Below are 16,727 nucleotides of genomic sequence, written 5' to 3'. Positions count from 1 at the left end.
ATGGACAGCAGGACTACTGGCAGTCCTTGCAGACGCCGACGAGGGCGACCTGTTCGGGAGCGAGGTGGAAGCCGAGGTCGCGGGCTAGTTTCTTGCGGGCGGTTTCGAGGATGTCGCCGGGGGCGTCGTACACCTTTCCGCACTCGGAGCAGCGCAGGTGCAGGTGGCGGGGAGCCAGGTCTCCGGCCAGGTGGTACGTCGTCCCGGCGCGGCCGAGGTGTACGTGCGTGACCAGCCCGAACTCACCGAGCGCGTCGAGCGCGCGGTACACGGTCGCACGGTGGATCCCGGGGCGTAGCTGCTCGGCGCGCTCGCCGATCTGCTCGGCGCTGAGGTGCTCCTCGGTGCCGGCGAGCACCTCGACGACCGCGAGCCGGGCGGGGGTGACCCGCTCCCCGCGCTCCCGCAACCGCTGCGCGCTGACCTCGACCGCACTTGTCATCCGCGCGCTCCTCCGAAATCCGGCACTCCTGACCTCAACCAATGTACGTTCCGTTTACCACGTCTCACACCTGGGGGAACTTCGATGAGTGATCAGCAAAATGCCGTCGTACGCCGAGGCGCGGCCGAGCTCCGCGGGATCGCCCAGAACGTGCAGTACCGCTCGGAGGGCCGCTCCGAGAACGGCTCCATCCAGGTGCTGACCTTCCGGCTCGCGCAACAGGACAGTGTCGGCACGCCGCAGCAGCCCGTGCTCGTTGAGCTGCGCGCGACCGCCCTGGAGGGTCAGGTCGTGGACGGCGAGGATGTCACCGTCACCGGGAAGTGGCGCAGCGGCCGCGTGGTTGCCAAGGAGATCGTCAGCCAGACCACCGGCGCCGCGGTGCGCGCCCGGCGGCCACCGCTCTGGGTGGCCGTGCCGGTCGCGATCCTCTTCGCCGCGTTCTTCGCGGTCGTGCTCTACTTCATCATCCGCGGCTTCAGCAGCTTCGGCGGCTGAAGCCGAAGGACTGCAAAGTCCGTCAGCTCTTCTTCGCCGGCGCCTTCTTGGCCGTCGTCTTCTTCGCGGCGGTCTTCTTGGCAGCGGCAGTCTTCTTGGTAGCAGCGGTCTTCTTGGCCGCCGTCTTCTTGGCGACCGTCTTCTTCGCCGGCGCCTTCTTGGCGGTCTTCTTCACCGGACCACGAGCACGCTTGTCAGCCAACAGCTCGGCCGCCCGCAGCAGCGAGATGGTCTCGACCGAGTCGTCCTTGCGCAGCGTCGCGTTGGTCTCCCCGTCCGTGACGTACGGACCGAAGCGACCCTCCTTCACCACCACCGGCTTCTTGGACTCCGGGTCCTCGCCCAGCTCCTTCAGCGGCGGCGCCGCGGCCCGACGGCCACGCTGCTTCGGCTCCGAGTAGATCTTCAAGGCCTCGTCGAGCGTGATGTCGAACATCTGCTCCTCGGTCGCCAGCGACCGTGAGTCCGTCCCCTTCTTCAGGTACGGCCCGTACCGCCCGTTCTGCGCGGTGATCTCCTCGCCGCTCGCAGGGTCGACCCCGACCACCCGCGGCAGCGACAGCAGCTTCATCGCGTCGTCGAGCCCGACGCTGTCCAGCGCCATCGACTTCAGCAGCGACCCGGTCCGCGGCTTCGCACCCTTCGGCGCGTCCTCCGGCAGCACCTCGGTCACGTACGGCCCGAACCGGCCCGCCTTCGCGACCACCTTGAGGCCGGTGTCCGGCGCCGCACCGAGCTCGATCTCGACCCCGGACGGCTGCGCGAGCAGCTCCTGCGCCTTCTCCACGGTCAACTCGTCCGGCGGCAGGTCCTCCGGTACGTTCGCCCGGCGCTCGTCCTTGTCCTCGACGTACGGCCCGTAGCGCCCGACGCGGACCACCACACCCGAGTCGTCCCCACCGACCGGGAACGTCGACATCTCCCGGGCGTCGATGTCGCCCAGGTCGGTCACCATCGACTGGAGACCCTCGAGCTCGTCGTCACCGAAGTAGAACCGGGCCAGCACACCCTCACGCTGCAGCTCACCAGCGGCGACCTCGTCGAGCACGTCCTCCATCGACGCGGTGAACGTGTAGTCCACCAGCCGGGTGAAGTGCTCCTCGAGCAGCCGGACCACCGCGAACGCCAGCCAGGCCGGCACCAGCGCGGTGCCCTTCTTGTAGATGTACCCGCGGGCCTGGATGGTGCCGATGATCGAGGCGTACGTCGACGGCCGCCCGATCTCCCGCTCTTCCAGCCCACCGACCAGCGTGGCTTCCGTGTACCGCGCCGGCGGCTTCGTCTCGTGCCCCGACGCCAGCACCTCGACCGCGGGCAGTACGTCGCCCTCGGCCACGTCCGGCAGCCGCGTCTCCTGATCGTCCGACCCGGCGGACGGGTCGTCCTGGCCCTCGACGTACGCCTTGAGGAACCCGTGGAACGTGATCACCCGGCCGGACGAGGTGAACTCGCACTGCTCGCCGGTGGCCGCGGTCGCATCGATCTTGATCGAGACGCTGTTCCCGGCCGCGTCCTTCATCTGGGACGCGATCGTCCGCATCCAGATCAGCTCGTAGAGCCGGAACTCGGCACCGGACAGCCCGGTCTGCGCCGGGGTCTGGAAGTGCTCACCGGCCGGACGGATCGCCTCGTGTGCCTCCTGCGCGTTCTTCACCTTGGAGGTGTAGACGCGCGGCTTGTCCGGCAGGTACGACGCGCCGTACAGCTCCCGGACCTGTGCCCGGGCGGCGGTGATCGCGGTGTCCGACAGCGTCACGCTGTCGGTACGCATATAGGTGATGTTGCCGTTCTCGTACAGCCGCTGGGCCACCTGCATGGTCTGCGAGGCGGACATGCCGAGCTTGCGGCCGGCCTCCTGCTGCAGCGTGGTGGTCCGGAACGGCGCGTACGGACGGCGGGTGTACGGCTTGGACTCGATCGACCGGACTGTGAACTGAGAGTCGCGCAGCGCGCCGGCCAGGGCGGTCGCGGTCTCCTCGTTCAGATGGACGGTGTTGGCGCCCTTGAGCTCACCGGTCGAGCTGAAGTCGCGGCCCTGCGCCACCCGCTTGCTGTCCACCGAGACCAGGCGGGAGGGGAACTGCCGCGGCGTCCGGCTCTCACCGGCGTCCAGCGTGGCGTCCAGGTCCCAGTACGACGCACTCCGGAACGCGATCCGCTCGCGTTCGCGGTCGACCACCATCCGGATCGCGACGGACTGCACCCGGCCCGCCGACAGCTTCGGCATGACCTTCTTCCAGAGCACCGGCGAGACCTCGTAGCCGTACAGCCGGTCCAGGATCCGGCGCGCCTCCTGCGCGTCGACCAGAGCCTCGTTGATGTCCCGGGCGTTGCCGACCGCGTCCTGGATCGCCTTCGGGGTGATCTCGTGGAAGACCATCCGCTTGACCGGGACCTTCGGCTTCAGCTCGTCGAGCAGGTGCCAGGCGATCGCCTCGCCCTCGCGGTCCTCATCGGTGGCCAGGAAGAGCTCGTCGGCACCCTTGAGCAGGTCCTTCAGCTTGCGGATCTGGGCGCGCTTGTCGGCGGGTACGACGTACAGCGGGTCGAAGTGGTCCTCGACGTTGACGCCGAGCCGTGCCCACGGCAGGCCCTTGTACTTCGCCGGGATCTCGTCCGCCCCGCTCGGCAGGTCCCGGATGTGCCCGAAGCTGGACTCGACCACGTACCCGGAGCCCAGGAAGCCGGCGATCATCCGCGCCTTCTTCGGCGACTCGACGATCACCAGCCGGCTGCCCGCCGCTGTCTTGGTCCCTGCTGCCCCTGCCACCGCACTCCCTACTCTTCGTCCTGCCGACAACGTCTCTGTCCCGACGTCTGTTCCCCCGTGCACAGCCCGGCCCGTCCGAGGACAGGGTACGGCCGATGGCAACGCATTTCTCGACGCACGGTAACCGGTCACGGCGCCGCGGCACTCCTCAGGGTTTCAGAAAGTATCCGAAAACCCTGGTTACCGCGCGTCGTACCCACTCCGGCGGGTAAGCGCCGACTACGAACCGCTGTCACTGAGTGAACCACGCCCACGGTCCCCGACAAACCGGAGATCCGCGAATCGGGCCGCCGTCACCGGCTGAAGTGGACCTCGGGGTACTTCGGGGAGTCGCCGCGGAGCAGCAGTTCCGGGCGGCGGCGCAGGGTCTGGTCGAAGAAGGCGCCGAGGTACTCGCGCTGGGCCAGGACGCTGCGGTGCGGGTTCGCGCTGCCGACGAGCGCCTTCATCACCGAGCTGATGATCGGGTCGTCGCCGTAGATCCCGCGGAAGAGCTGGTCGAAGACGAACTGGTAGTCGGTGAACGCCTTCTGCTTGGTGTGCTTCAGGCCGAGGTTGAGCTTGCCGCCGCGCTGGGCAGCCCAGAAGCTGGCCCAGGACTCGTCGTAGCCGTCCTTGGCCGGATCGGTCCGCTGGGTCTCGTCGGAGCCGAAGAGGAGGAACGGCCGGTCCAGGCCCTTCTCGGCGACCTCGGCCAGCGGTCCCTTCGCCCGGTCGTCCTGCAGCGTGCCGTCCAGATCGAGCCCGGCCAGCACCCGGCGGTCCTCGAGCATCGTGTTCGCGGTCGCGTACCCGCCGAGCGAGAAGCCGAACATGCCGATCCTGCGCAGGTCCATCGCGTCCGCCAGGCCCTCGGGCAGATCGTTGCCCTCGGCATCGGGATTCTGCCCGTCGGCGATCAGCTCCAGCTGGTTCAGCACGAACCGCGCGTCTGCCGTCCGCGTCTCGACCAGCCGCCGGGTGAAGTCCGGATCGGGCAGCTGCGTCGGCGGTACGCCGGGCAGGAACCGTCCGCGGGGGAACTCCACCGGTGTCTCGTGCGTGTGGTCCATCGTCACCACGACGTACTCACGGCTCGCCAGGTCCTCGACCTGCGCGGTGTTCACGAAGCGGCTGTACTGGTAGCCGGGCGAGAACAGTACGACGGGGTGCCGCGGCCCCTGCGCCGGTACGCCGGTCCGCGAGTGCGTCTCGGTGTTCGCGAAGTCGAACGACCCGCTCGGCAGCGCGAGCCCGTACTCACCGGTCCACGCGTCGTCCACCGCGACCGCCGTCTTCGCCGGCATGTACTTCGCGACCGGCGACTCGTCGGACCGGGACGCCGGGTACCAGACGCTGATCATCAGCTCCCGGCTACCGCTCGGCATCGTCGGGTCCTGCCGGGACCGGTCGACCAGGTGGATTGCCGCCGTTCCCAGCGCCTTCCGGCCGGTCGGGGCCGGCAGCTCGAACGTCACCGGGTGGAAGTCGGGGTCGCCGTTCGTGCGGAACCCGACCGGTCCGGACTCGCCTCCGGCCCGGGTCGGGTCCACTGACGAGGCGTGCGCCGGCCCTGAGGCAGCCAGTCCGAGACCCGCGGCCAGGCCGCCGATCAGGACGTGCCGCCTGGTAGCAGTGTGACTGCTGAGGCTGGAGGGACGCCTGTTCGCCATGCGACTCATCGTCACCGGCCCAGTTCACCCCGTGATGGCGACCTCGTCCCAACTTCGTCACGGCCGGAGTGGTGACAACCGGACGCGGGTGAGCTTCAATGACGCCATCTTGTTCATAGATGCGTGAAGTGAGGCACTCGTGAGCATCTTTGTCCGCATGAAACGTTCAGTAATCGCTTTGGCCCTCCTTGCCGGTGGATTGGTGTGCACTGCCGCTCCGGCCCACGCCGACGCCACCACGCTCGGTGACGTGACCGGCTTCGCACCCGGCACAGCGACGTACACGCTGTCCGCAGGGGCCGCGAAGGTCCGGGTGACGTTCCTGAAGGATGACGTCTTCCGGTTGTGGATGGCGCCGGACGGAAACTTCACCGACGCCGCCACCGGTGAGGGCTCCCAGATCGTCGCCAAAACCGACTACGGCACGCCCAGGACCTCCTGGAGCGACCGCGGGTCCTACTACTCGCTCGCGACCGGCAAGATCGAGGTCCGGGCACAGAAGCACCCGCTGAAGTTCTCCGTGTACCGGTCGAACGGTCAGCTGGTGTGGTCGGAGAGCGCACCCCTGTCGTGGACCGACACGTCCACCACACAAACGCTCGACCGTGGGGCGAACGAGCAGTTCTTCGGCGGCGGCATGCAGAACGGCCGCTTCTCGCACCGCGACGAGACGATCAAGGTCACCAGAGACTTCAACTGGGAGGACGGCGGCAACCCGAACGCGTCGCCGTACTACATGAGCACCGCTGGGTACGGCGTACTCCGCAACACGTTCACTCCGGGCAGCTACAGCTTCACCAGCCCGGTCGCCATCACGCACGACGAGCAGCGTTTCGACGCGTACTACTTCATCGGCGACCTCAAGACCTCGCTGGACCGCTACACCGAGCTCACCGGCCGGCCGTTCATGCCACCTGTCTACGGACTCGAGTACGGCGACTCGGACTGCTACAACCGCGGCCACTACGCGACCGATCCCGACCCCAGCAACGACTGGAAGGTCAACCCGGACAAGACGACCACGCTGGACGCGGTCAAGGTTGCGCAGCGGTTCCAGGACGAGGACATGCCCGGCGGCTGGATGCTGGTCAACGACGACTACGGCTGTGGGTACTCCGCCAACACCGAGTCGGAGCAGGTCGACGGCACGTGGTGGGGCAAGCGCGACATCCCCGCGCTGAAGCAGACCGGTGACGAGCTGCGGAAGCGGAACATCCAGATGGGTCTGTGGACCCAGTCCTCGCTGGACCGCCAGCCGGCAGAGGTGGGCGAAGCAGGCGTCCGCGTGCGCAAGCTGGACGTGGCGTGGGTCGGCCCGGGCTACCGGTACGCGCTGAGCGCCTGCGACACCGCGCACGACGGCATCGAGCAGTACAGCGACGCCCGTGGGTTCGCCTGGATGGTCGAGGGCTGGGCCGGCGCGCAGCGGTGTGCAGTGCAGTGGACCGGCGACCACAGCGGTTCGCTGGACGCCATCAAGTGGCAGATCCCGGCCATTGCCGGCTCCGGTAACTCCGGTATCGCCTACAGCGCCGGTGACGTGGACGGCATCTTCGGTGGCTCGGCGCAGTCGTACGTGCGCGACCTGCAGTGGAAGGTGTTCACCCCGGCGCTGATGAGCATGTCCGGCTGGTCGACTCCGGCGTACAAGCAGCCCTGGGCGTACGGCGACCCGTACACCTCGATCAACCGCAAGTACCTCAAGCTGCGCGAGCGGCTGCTGCCGTACTTCTACTCGTACGCCGCCGAGGCGCACCGGACGGGTACTCCGTTGGCGCGGTCGCTCGTGCTGGAGTACCCGAACGACCCGAAGACGTGGGACGACACGACGAAGTACGAGTTCCTGGCCGGCAAGGAGTTCCTGGTGGCGCCGATGTGGGGCGCCGACGAGGTCAAGAACGGCATCTACCTGCCGAAGGGCCAGTGGGTCGACTACTGGACCGGTCGGGTCTACCAGGGCCCGACGACGATCAACGGGTACCACGCCGGGCTCGAGACGCTTCCGCTGTTCGTCAAGGCGGGCGCTGTGGTCCCCATGTGGAAGCCGGGCATCAACAACGCCGCTCAGCAGGCTCCTGGCGACCGCCTGAGCCTGGACATCTACCCGTCCGGCACGTCGTCCTTCAGCCTGTACGAGGACGACCGTGTCACGCGCTCCACCAAGTCGGCGACGCAGACCTTCACGGTGGACGCCCCGCAGCAAGGCCGCGGTGATGTGACCGTCAAGCTCGGCGCCAGTGTCGGCTCGTACAACGGCAAGCCGACGGCCCGCCCCTACGAGCTGACAGTTCACACGGGCTCCGCGCCGCACGCTGTTTCCATCGACGGCCGGGCGGTCGCCTGGTCGTACTCCAACGGAGTCGTTCGGATCCAGACCGCTGCGATCCCGACGACTCGAAGCAGTTTGGTCCGCCTCTCCGGCACCTCGTCGGTTGGCGGTCCGGACGTCACCAACACCTTCGGTACGCCGGAGCTCACCACACCGTCGCTCTGGAACGCTCCGGGTCAGGCAACCGAGGTGACCGCGTCGTTCCGCAACGACACCGGCACCACCGTGCGCAACGTCCACCTGGACGCGCAGGTGCCGGCCGGCTGGTCCGTCACCGGTACCAACACGTTCGCGTCGGTCGACCCTGGGAAGGCGATCACAACCAAGCTCCAGGTGACTCCGGGCGCAGACGTCAAACCGGCCACCTTCACACTGGAACTCAAGGCGTCGTACGTTGCTCAAGGCAAGAATTACTTCAATACCGCTTCGGCGACGGCCGAGTTGCCGTACGCATCGTTGTCCCAGGCGGCCAACCTGGTCGGCATCACTGACGCAACCACTTACAAACAAGGCAACTTCGACGGATCGGGTGACAGTTTCAACGGCGAGGCGCTGGCGGCAGCCGGCTACACGCCAGGCGCGAAGGTGACGGTCCAGGACGCCGAATTCACCTGGCCGACCGGCGCACCCGGTACGCCGAACACCGTCAAGAACCAGTCCGCGCCCATCCTCGTCTCCGGCACCGGCTCGCACCTCGCACTACTGAGTGCAGGCGCCAGCCTCAACGCCCGCGGCACGGTGACGATCATCTACACCGACGGCAGCACGTCCGAAGGCACGTTCCAGCTCCCGAACTGGTGCTGCCAGGATCCGACGACGGGCGGCGCCAAGCTCGCCGTCTCGGTCAAGGGCCGTTATACGCCGTCCGGTCTGGGCAACACCACGACAGACTACCGGGTCTTCTACACCGCCGTACCGCTCGACCCCGGCAAGACCGTCAAGGCGATCAAGCTCCCCGGTGGCGGGCTCGGCTTCTTCGCGGCGACGATCGCGAACAAACCGTTGCCCCCGGCACCCAAGGCCGACAACTGGGTCAGCGACCTGGAGTTCCTCGGCGCCACCAACGGGTGGGGGCCGGTGGAACGCGACCACAGCAACGGCGAGGACGCCGCCGGCGACGGCGGCCCGCTCACGCTGGACGGAACGCAGTACGCGAAGGGTCTAGGCGCCCACGCCCCGTCCTCGGTCAGCGTCCGCCTCGGCGGCAACTGCACCACGTTCACCAGCAAACTAGGCATCGACGACGAAATGGAAGACCGCGGCAAGGTCACCTTCAAGGTCCTCGCAGACGGCGTAGCGAAGTACACCTCCGACCAACTGACCGGCACCTCACCCACCGCAACCACCTCGGTAGACATCACCGGAGCCCAAACCCTCACCCTCCAGGTCACCGACGGCGGCGACGGCAACACCAGCGACCACGCCGACTGGGCCGAAGCCAAAATCACCTGCAACCCATAGAAACAAGAACAGAGAAGAAATTTAGAGTGGTGGCCGGCGCTGGCGATCGGCTGAATGAATGAAGATGGTACGGGCGTGGACGCGACTGCGGGTTCCACGCCCGTACGTCATTTCAGCTGATCGTTCCCAGGGATCGTCCTCCAGACCAGTCGCGTCTGTCGGTCCATGGGAGAATCTGTCTGTGCATGAGCTGACGGGGAAGGACGTGGACGGGCTTCGAGGGGCGTTCACGTCTGCGGGGTATACGGTTGATGGGGTCTCCGAGCGGCTGGGTGGGCGGGCCAATAGCGCGCTGGGACGCAACGAGACCGCGTTGGCTTTTCAGCGGACCGGTTCAGGTGATCCTCTCGATACCATGATTCGGTTGTTCGTGCTGCAGCGGCCGGTCCCGCAAGCCCTTGTAGGACAGGCTTTTCCAGGTGTCGATCTGGTTGCCCTGGGCATCACCGATACCGGCGCCGGGGAGACGCGGGCAGTTCTTGACATCAGGCCGTTTGCGGAGGACGACCGCGAGTGGTGGGTGGTGGCAGATCCGACCCCGGGGCTCGACGGCCGCAGAGAGCCGATGCGGCAGGACTACGTGCTCGGCATCGCACCTGCCAGCCTCAGCCTTGTTCAGCTGACCGTCCCGGTGAAGGCCGAGCGGGCGCTGGACATCGGCACCGGGTGCGGCACCCAGTCGCTGCACCTCAGCGACCGGGTCAACCAGCTCGTAGCCACGGACGTCAACCCGCGGGCGATCCACCTGACCCGCTGGACCGCAGCCCTCAACCGCGTCGAGCTGGACGTCCGCGACGGCAGCCTCTACGAGCCGGTGCAGGGCGAGCGGTTCGACCTGATCGTGAGCAACCCGCCGTACGTCATCTCACCGCCTGGCGAAGGGCTCACCTACCGGGAGACCGGGTTCGCCGGTGACACCGTGGTTGAGCAGCTGGTACGAAACGCACCAGACCACCTCACCGACGGCGGCTGGTGTCAGCTGCTCGCTAACTGGACCTGTGTCACCGGCGAGGACTGGCAGGACCGCCTCGCCGGCTGGACCGGTGACCGGTCCGCCTGGGTCGTGCAGCGCGAGCAGCTCGACCCAGCGGAGTACGTCGAGCTCTGGCTGCGCGACGCGGGCCTGCACGGCTCACCGGCGTACACCCAGCGGTACGACGAGTGGATGCGCTGGCTGACCGAGCAACGCGTCGAGGCGATCGGCATGGGCTGGATCACCCTGCACAACGTCCCAGGCACCCTCACGGCCGAGGAGTGGCCGTACGAGATCGAGCGACCGATCGGACCGCACGTCCTGCACCGATTCGAGCGCCTCGAAGGGCTCCCGGGCGACCTGACCGCCCTGCACCTGCGGGTCGCGGACGACGTCGTCCAGGAGACCACTGGTCAACCGGGCGCGGAGGACCCGGCCACCATCGTGCTGCGCCGCCAGCGGGGCATGCGACGTGCCGAGCAGGTCGACACCGTCCTGGCCGGCTTCGTCGGTGCGTGCGACGGCGACCTCAGCACCGGCCAGATCCTCGCCGCCCTGGCCGACCTGATGGACCGCCCGGTCGTCGACCTCCTCGCCGACTACCTGCCGCAGATCAGGCGCCTTGTCGTAGAAGGCTTCCTGAACTACTGAGCAGCCCGCCGGCGCTGACGCTTCTCGGCGTACATCCGGCGGTCGGCCACAGTCAGCAGCTCGCCCATCGGCGTACCGTCCGTGCTACTCGCCTGCCCCACACTCAGCCGCAGCATGGCGAACCACGGCGCCTCCGCCCGCGCCGCCTCCCGGTCCGCTGCGGCCTTGATCCGCTCCACCAGCTCCGGCGCACCACGCTCGTCCGGGTTGTCCAGGACGACGACGAACTCGTCTCCACCGGCCCGGGCCACCACGTCCTCGGCCCGGCACTGCTCGGTCAGCAGCTGCCCGACCCGTCGCAGTACCTCGTCACCGCAGGCGTGCCCGTAGCTGTCGTTGATCACCTTCAGGTTGTCCACGTCGATGGCGATGACCCCCACAGACCGGCCAGAGTCGTGCGCCACCGACATGCGCTCATCCAGCGCCCGCCGGTTGCCTACACCGGTCAGTGGGTCCTCCCGCGCGGCCCGCCACTCGGCGTCGTGCCGGATGGACAGCTCATGGTTCGCCAGCGCACTCCGCACGGCGTACAGGCCGCGCAGCCGCTCCGCCCACCACCCTCTGGTGATGGCACGCGCATACTGCAGCCCAGTGGCCGCACCGGCATCGCCAGACTGCGCCACGATCTGTACTGCGGTGTGCCGGATCAGCGCCTCCACCGGCGGATCCGACGTGGGCGGCAGGTCACTCGCCGCCCGGTCCGCCGCCTGCATCGCGTCGTCGAGCCGACCGAGCGACGCGTACGCCTTGCCCAGGTAAGCACCTGCGATGGCAGCGAGCTCCGGGTCACCCAGCTTGGCCAGCTGGTCCCGGCAGTCCTTGAGGATCACCGCGGCCTCGGCCGCGTCGGCCTCGTCGTTGCTCGCCGCCAGCCACATGCGCCCGGCGATCGGCCAGTACCCGAGCAGGTCGGCGGCAACGATCACCTCGACCGCCTCACCCGCCCACCGGTGCGCAGCACGCCGCCGCTCGCGCACCTCCTCGTCGTACGTCGTGTCGCCCAGCCGCTCGAGCTCGTGTGCCCAGCGGAGGTTGGACTCGGCCAGGTTGAGCCGGTTGATCGCGGGCGCCTCGGGCAGACCGAGCGGGTCGTGGTCACCCTCGGCGGCGAGCTCGAAGTGCGGGATGCACAGCTCGTACAGCCGGAGCAGGTCGTACGCGTACCCGAGACCGGTGTGCGCCCAACCGGCCAGACCGAGGTCGCGCGTCCGGGACAGCGCATTCTCCGCAGCGACCAGGTCCGCGACGGAGTCACCGCCCTCACCGGTCCGGATCAGCGTGACGATCCGGATCGCGATCGCGTTCGCCTCCCAACCCGGTTCGTCGATCGCCCGGGCGACCCGGATGCAGCCGTCGACGGCCTCCAGCGCCTCGACCGCGTCGGTGGCGTGATGCGCCGCGACGGCCCGGACGTACTCGGCCGCGGCGCGCTCGTGGGTCGGCTCCGGCCCGAGCTCGGCGAGCAGCGCGCTGATCTCGAGCGCGGCCTCGGCCGAGCTGCCCGACTGCGCCCGTGTCATCGCCGCCGCGATCCGTGTCGTCACCCCCGACGTCTCGCGCACCAGCACCTCCCCTGCTCGCCGTGCCTCACCCGTTTGCGGTGCCGCCCACCTTCTTGCGGCGCTTGTCCCCGTACAACCGCCGGTCCGCGGTGGCGATCAACTGTTCCACACCGACGCCTTCGGCGGTCGCGGCGTACCCGAGACTCAGCCCGAGCCGGCGCAGCCACGGTTTCTCCGTCGCCGCCGCGATCGCACCGACCGCCACCCGGATCCGCTCGGCCAGCTGGGCACCGCCCTTGGCGTCGGGCTGGTCGAGCACCACGAAGAACTCGTCGCCACCCGATCGAATCACGGCATCGGTGGCTCGCGCCTGTTCTACCAGGAGATTCGCCACAACCTGCAGCAATTCGTCCCCCGAGGCGTGCCCGTAGGTGTCGTTGACGATCTTCAGGTCGTCCACGTCGATCGCCAGCAGGGTAACGGCCCGGCCCGAATCGCGGGCCGCGGTGAGGCGTTCGTCGAGCGCGCGCCGGTTGCCCGCACCGGTCAGCGGATCCTGCCGGGCGGCGTGCCACTCGGCGTCGTGGCGCGCGGAGAGATCGTGCACGGCAAGCGCATGCCGTACGGCGTTCAGCCCGCGCTGGCGCTCCTTCCACCAGCCGCGGGCGACGGACCGCGCGTACTCCAAGCCTGCAACGGCTCCGGGCTCGTCGACGGCTGCGGCGATCTCGGACCGGGTCTGCAGGACCAGCACCTGAGTCGATGGGTCGGCCAACGGAATGAGATTGGCGGCGGCCCGGTCGGCGGCGGCTTTCGCCTCGTCGGACCTGCCGTGCGCCTGCAGCGCCCTGGCCAGGTAGGCGCCGGCGATCGACAGCCGCTCCGTCTCGCCGTGCTTGCAGAACTCGTCGCGGATCTCGGTCAGGTCTGCGGCGGCGCGCTCCGGATCCTCGTCGGTCCCGGCGGCCGCGAGCCAGAGGCGGGCGCTGAGCCGCCAGAACTCCTGGGTCTCGTCGTCGACCAGCACCTGCTCGGCCTCGCGGGCCCAGTACGCGGCCGATGCCCGGCGCTCGACGATCTCTCTTGTATACAAGGGATCGCCGAGCCGCTCGAGCTCGTGCGCCCAGCGCAGATAGGTCTCGGCGAGGTTGAGCCGGTCGATCGCCTCGGACTCGGCCAGCTCGAACACGTCGTCGTCCAGCTTCGTGGCCAGCTCGTAATGCGGAATGCAGAGTTCGAAAAGGCGGAGTACGTCGTACGCGTAGCCGAGGCCGGTGTGCGCCCACGCGGTCAGGCCGGGGTCCTTCGTCCGGCTCAGCGCTGCCTCGGCGGCGACGAGATCGTTGACCGTGTCGCCGCCACGGCCGCTGCGGGCGAGATTGATGATCCGGATCGGGAGCGCGTTCGCTTCCCAGCCCGGCTCGTCGATCGCCCGCGCGACCTCGATACAGGCGTCGACAGCCCTCAGGGCCTCGTCCGCGTCGCTGGTGTGGTGGGCGGTGACACCGCGGACGTACTCCGCGGCGGCCAGCTGGTAGCTGGGGACGCCGTTCAGCTCGGCGCGGATCGCCTCGATCTCCGCTGCGGCGCTGGCGTGACCGCCCGACTGAGCCGACGTCATGGCGACGGCGATCCGGGCGGTCAGCGCATCGCCCATCCCCATCTCGCCCCTACCCATCACCCCGCCGGCGGCCCTTCCCTGATCCGAACCCGCGCCTCGGGCCGGACCGCCCATTGTGACCACCAACCTCGCCGGTGTCACGACCCGATCCGGCCAACGACCACCTAGTGCCACAAAGAGGGTACTGGGTGTCGCGGCCCTTGCCCACGGATCCACCCACTCGATCGGAAGCAGTCGGACGTTTCCGCGGCAACGCAAAACACCCTCAGTCTCATCCGGTGCGGGAGGGACTGAGGGTGGTTGCTTTGGTCGGCTAGCCGGCGGCGGCTTCGGTGGGGGTGGCTTGGAGGCGGACGGGGAGGGACTCGACGCCGTAGACGAGGGAGAAGTCGCGGAAGCGGAGTTGGTCTTCGGGGACGGCGAGGGCGAGGTCGGGGAAGCGGTTGGCGAGGGCCAGGAAGGCTGCTCGGAGCTCCATCCGGGCCAGCTCCGCGCCCACGCAGCGGTGCATACCGTGGCCAAAGGCCAAGTGCGCCGCAGACACCGTACGACGGGGATAGAAGTCCTCGGCGTCCTCGCCGAAGACCAGCTTGTCGCGGTCCGCGCCGGACAGCGACACCGCGACCAGGTCGCCCTTCTTCACCTGGTGACCGAACAGCTCCTGGTCGTGCTTCGCGAACCGCGGGAACGCGACCTGCACCACCGTCAGGTACCGCAGCAGCTCCTCGACGACCTCGTCGACGGCTCCCGGCTCGTTCCGGATCCGCTCGAAGTTGGCCGGATCGCGCAGCAGCACCAGCGTCCCCAGCGCCAGCATGCTCGCCGACGTCTCGTACCCGCCCAGGAACACCCCGTCGGCGAGCCCACCGAGCTCGACGTCGTCGATCTCGTCCCCCTGCGCGCGGATGATCGACCCGATCAGCCCGTCACCCGGGTTCGCCCGCTGCTTGCGGACGATCTCGAACAGGAACTCCCGCGACTCGCTCGCCGACCCGAAGACCCCGATCCCACCACCGGACAGGTCGAACCGCGCCGGCCCGAGCGCGCGGAAGCGGTCCCGGTCCTGCTCCTCGACCCCGAGCAGATCCGCGATCAGCAGGAACGGCACGTTGAAGGCGAAATCCCGGACGATGTCGACGACCGGGCCCTTGGCCTCCATCTCGTCGAGCTGGCCGTTGACGATCTTCTCGATCGCCGGCTCCAGCCGCGCCAGCCGCCGCTTGGTGAACTCCGGCGTCAGCAGCTTGCGCAGCCGGGTGTGGTCCGGCGGGTCGGTGAAGCCGAGCCCACCGATCCCCTCGGACGGCTTGTTCGGGTCCGAGCCGACCAGCGGCCGGATGTCGTTGCTGAAGTTCGCGGTGTCGCTGAGCACGACCTTGGCCTCGGCGTGCCCGCTGACCACCCAGATGTTGAGCCCGAACAGGTGCGCCAGCTTGTGCACCGGCTCCTTCTCCCGCACCTCGCCGAGCGCGGGCACCGGGTCCACCCCGTGCCGCCGCAGCGGCATCGAGACCGAGCTGGGGAACATCCGCATCTTCGACAGGTCGAGACCACCCTTGCGGGTGGTCCTACTCAAGATGCGGTTGCCGACCCATCTCTTCAGGTATGTCGCAACCATGACTTCCACGCGCCCTCTCTGAACTGCTGCCCCCGACCGCTTTCGTCACCCACAAGTTAACGTCGCCAGGGAGCAGATCCGATGGTGTTGGCACTACTCCGGGAGTGGCGTTGACACCACCATGGGAGGGGGCCACGGTCATGCCAGCACGAACCTTGTCACATCAGGGATCCTTGGTTCTACCGGCATCTACCTGTACCGCACCCGGACGTGCGGCGTCCCCTGCTTCAGGGAGAGTTCAGGGGAACCACAGCCGAAAGTAGGATGCGCGATCCACCCGTGGGACTACTGTGCGTCCCCGGGATCAGAAGTAGTACGGCGTGACCATCCGCGCGACCTCGACGATCCGCTCCCGGACCGCGTCCCGATGGGTGATCTGGGCAACTTTGTCAGTACCAGGCAGCCGGACGCCGTGATCCACGAACACGTACAGCACGCGCAGCGTCCGCAGCGTGTTGCTCACCTCCGGCGGGATCCCCTCGACCGGCGGGTTCGCGAACACCCGCAGCGCCGGATCGAGCCACTCGACCGCGTCCGTGTCCGCGAGGTCCGGCCGCGTCAGCGTGATCGCCAGGGCGTACCCGAGCCGGTCGTCCTCCATGTCCCGGAAGACGTACGGCGTCGGCGTCAGCACCCGGCCGAGCCCTAGCCGCAGCATCTGCATCGGCTCCACCGCCTCATGCAGCCCGAGCGTGCCGAGCAGGTCCGCGCCGTGCGCCACCGCGTGCAGCCAGCCGAGCTTGGCGTCGTACCCGCGCAGGTCCTCCTCACCGACGTACCAGCGCTCGAACGGCGGCACCCAGCTCGGCTCGAACACCTCGGCGGTCACGATCGAGTCCAGGATCAGCGGCGCGAACGTCCGCGCCTGGATCTCCGGGTCGGCGAACCGCCCGACCATCTCGTCGCCGAGCACCCGCAGCTGGTCGGCGGACAGCACCCCACGCCCGATCCAGGTCGCCAGCACGGAGTACGCCTGCCGGTCCCGTACGCCGGGATCCGGCGACCGCAGCATGCCGATCAACTCGGCCACCAGGTCGTCCACCGAACGCCCGTCGGGAACCGCATACCCGGCATCGCGCACCTGCGCCCAGTCGGTCATGCGCGGCACGCTAGACCGTCCACAGGCCACCTGCCACCCCAGGTCGGTAAAGGGTGGACAAAGGAACGGCCCGTGGCACGTCCGGTCTCCCGGATGTGCCACGGGCCGTCG

The 16,727-nt window shown here is 68.6% G+C and carries 10 protein-coding genes; 3 read left to right on the top strand and 7 right to left on the bottom strand.

Features of this window, described 5'->3' with window-relative positions; all coding sequences use genetic code 11:
• Nucleotides 1–13: 13 nt before the first annotated feature.
• Complete coding sequence (locus AB0E69_RS14385) at nucleotides 14–442, bottom strand: Fur family transcriptional regulator (protein WP_360144314.1); 429 nt, start codon at nucleotides 440–442, stop codon at nucleotides 14–16.
• Between the two features lie 84 nt (nucleotides 443–526).
• On the opposite strand from AB0E69_RS14385, the gene AB0E69_RS14380 reads away from it, so the two are divergent.
• Complete coding sequence (locus tag AB0E69_RS14380; RefSeq protein WP_360144311.1) at nucleotides 527–940, top strand: hypothetical protein; 414 nt, start codon at nucleotides 527–529, stop codon at nucleotides 938–940.
• A 22-nt stretch (nucleotides 941–962) separates the two neighbouring features.
• Here the strand turns inward: AB0E69_RS14380 and topA are convergent, their stop codons facing one another.
• Together topA and AB0E69_RS14370 are read right to left on the bottom strand one after the other, a co-directional pair.
• Nucleotides 963–3,710, bottom strand: coding sequence for a type I DNA topoisomerase (gene topA, locus AB0E69_RS14375; RefSeq protein WP_360144308.1), 2,748 nt, complete (start codon nucleotides 3,708–3,710; stop codon nucleotides 963–965).
• Nucleotides 3,711–4,003: 293 nt separating this feature from the next.
• A complete protein-coding gene (locus tag AB0E69_RS14370; protein WP_360144305.1) occupies nucleotides 4,004–5,362 on the bottom strand; it encodes a hypothetical protein in 1,359 nt (452 codons plus the stop codon).
• 157 nt (nucleotides 5,363–5,519) lie between these two features.
• Here AB0E69_RS14370 and AB0E69_RS14365 point away from each other — a divergent pair, with 157 nt between their 5' ends.
• Together AB0E69_RS14365 and AB0E69_RS14360 are read left to right on the top strand one after the other, a co-directional pair.
• On the top strand, nucleotides 5,520–9,152 hold the full coding sequence (locus AB0E69_RS14365) for an NPCBM/NEW2 domain-containing protein (protein ID WP_360144302.1): 3,633 nt from the start codon (nucleotides 5,520–5,522) through the stop codon (nucleotides 9,150–9,152).
• A gap of 355 nt (nucleotides 9,153–9,507) precedes the next feature.
• Entirely contained in the window at nucleotides 9,508–10,776 is a 1,269-nt protein-coding gene (locus AB0E69_RS14360; protein WP_360144299.1) for a class I SAM-dependent methyltransferase, read from the top strand.
• Here AB0E69_RS14360 and AB0E69_RS14355 read toward each other — a convergent pair.
• The 4 genes from AB0E69_RS14355 to AB0E69_RS14340 form a co-directional block, all read right to left on the bottom strand.
• Nucleotides 10,770–12,338, bottom strand: coding sequence for a GGDEF domain-containing protein (locus AB0E69_RS14355; RefSeq protein WP_360144296.1), 1,569 nt, complete (start codon nucleotides 12,336–12,338; stop codon nucleotides 10,770–10,772). The genes AB0E69_RS14360 and AB0E69_RS14355 overlap by 7 nt on opposite strands.
• 25 nt (nucleotides 12,339–12,363) lie before the next feature.
• Entirely contained in the window at nucleotides 12,364–13,956 is a 1,593-nt protein-coding gene (locus AB0E69_RS14350) for a GGDEF domain-containing protein (protein WP_360144293.1), read from the bottom strand.
• A gap of 256 nt (nucleotides 13,957–14,212) precedes the next feature.
• Nucleotides 14,213–15,517, bottom strand: a complete 1,305-nt coding sequence (locus tag AB0E69_RS14345) for a cytochrome P450 (RefSeq protein WP_360145934.1) — start codon at nucleotides 15,515–15,517, stop codon at nucleotides 14,213–14,215.
• A 304-nt stretch (nucleotides 15,518–15,821) separates the two neighbouring features.
• A complete protein-coding gene (locus AB0E69_RS14340) occupies nucleotides 15,822–16,616 on the bottom strand; it encodes a DUF2785 domain-containing protein (protein WP_360144290.1) in 795 nt (264 codons plus the stop codon).
• Between the last annotated feature and the right edge of the window lie 111 nt (nucleotides 16,617–16,727).

The organism is Kribbella sp. NPDC026611, assembly GCF_040638345.1.
Lineage (GTDB): Bacteria > Actinomycetota > Actinomycetes > Propionibacteriales > Kribbellaceae > Kribbella.
This window is presented reverse-complemented; position numbering and strand designations above follow the sequence as displayed.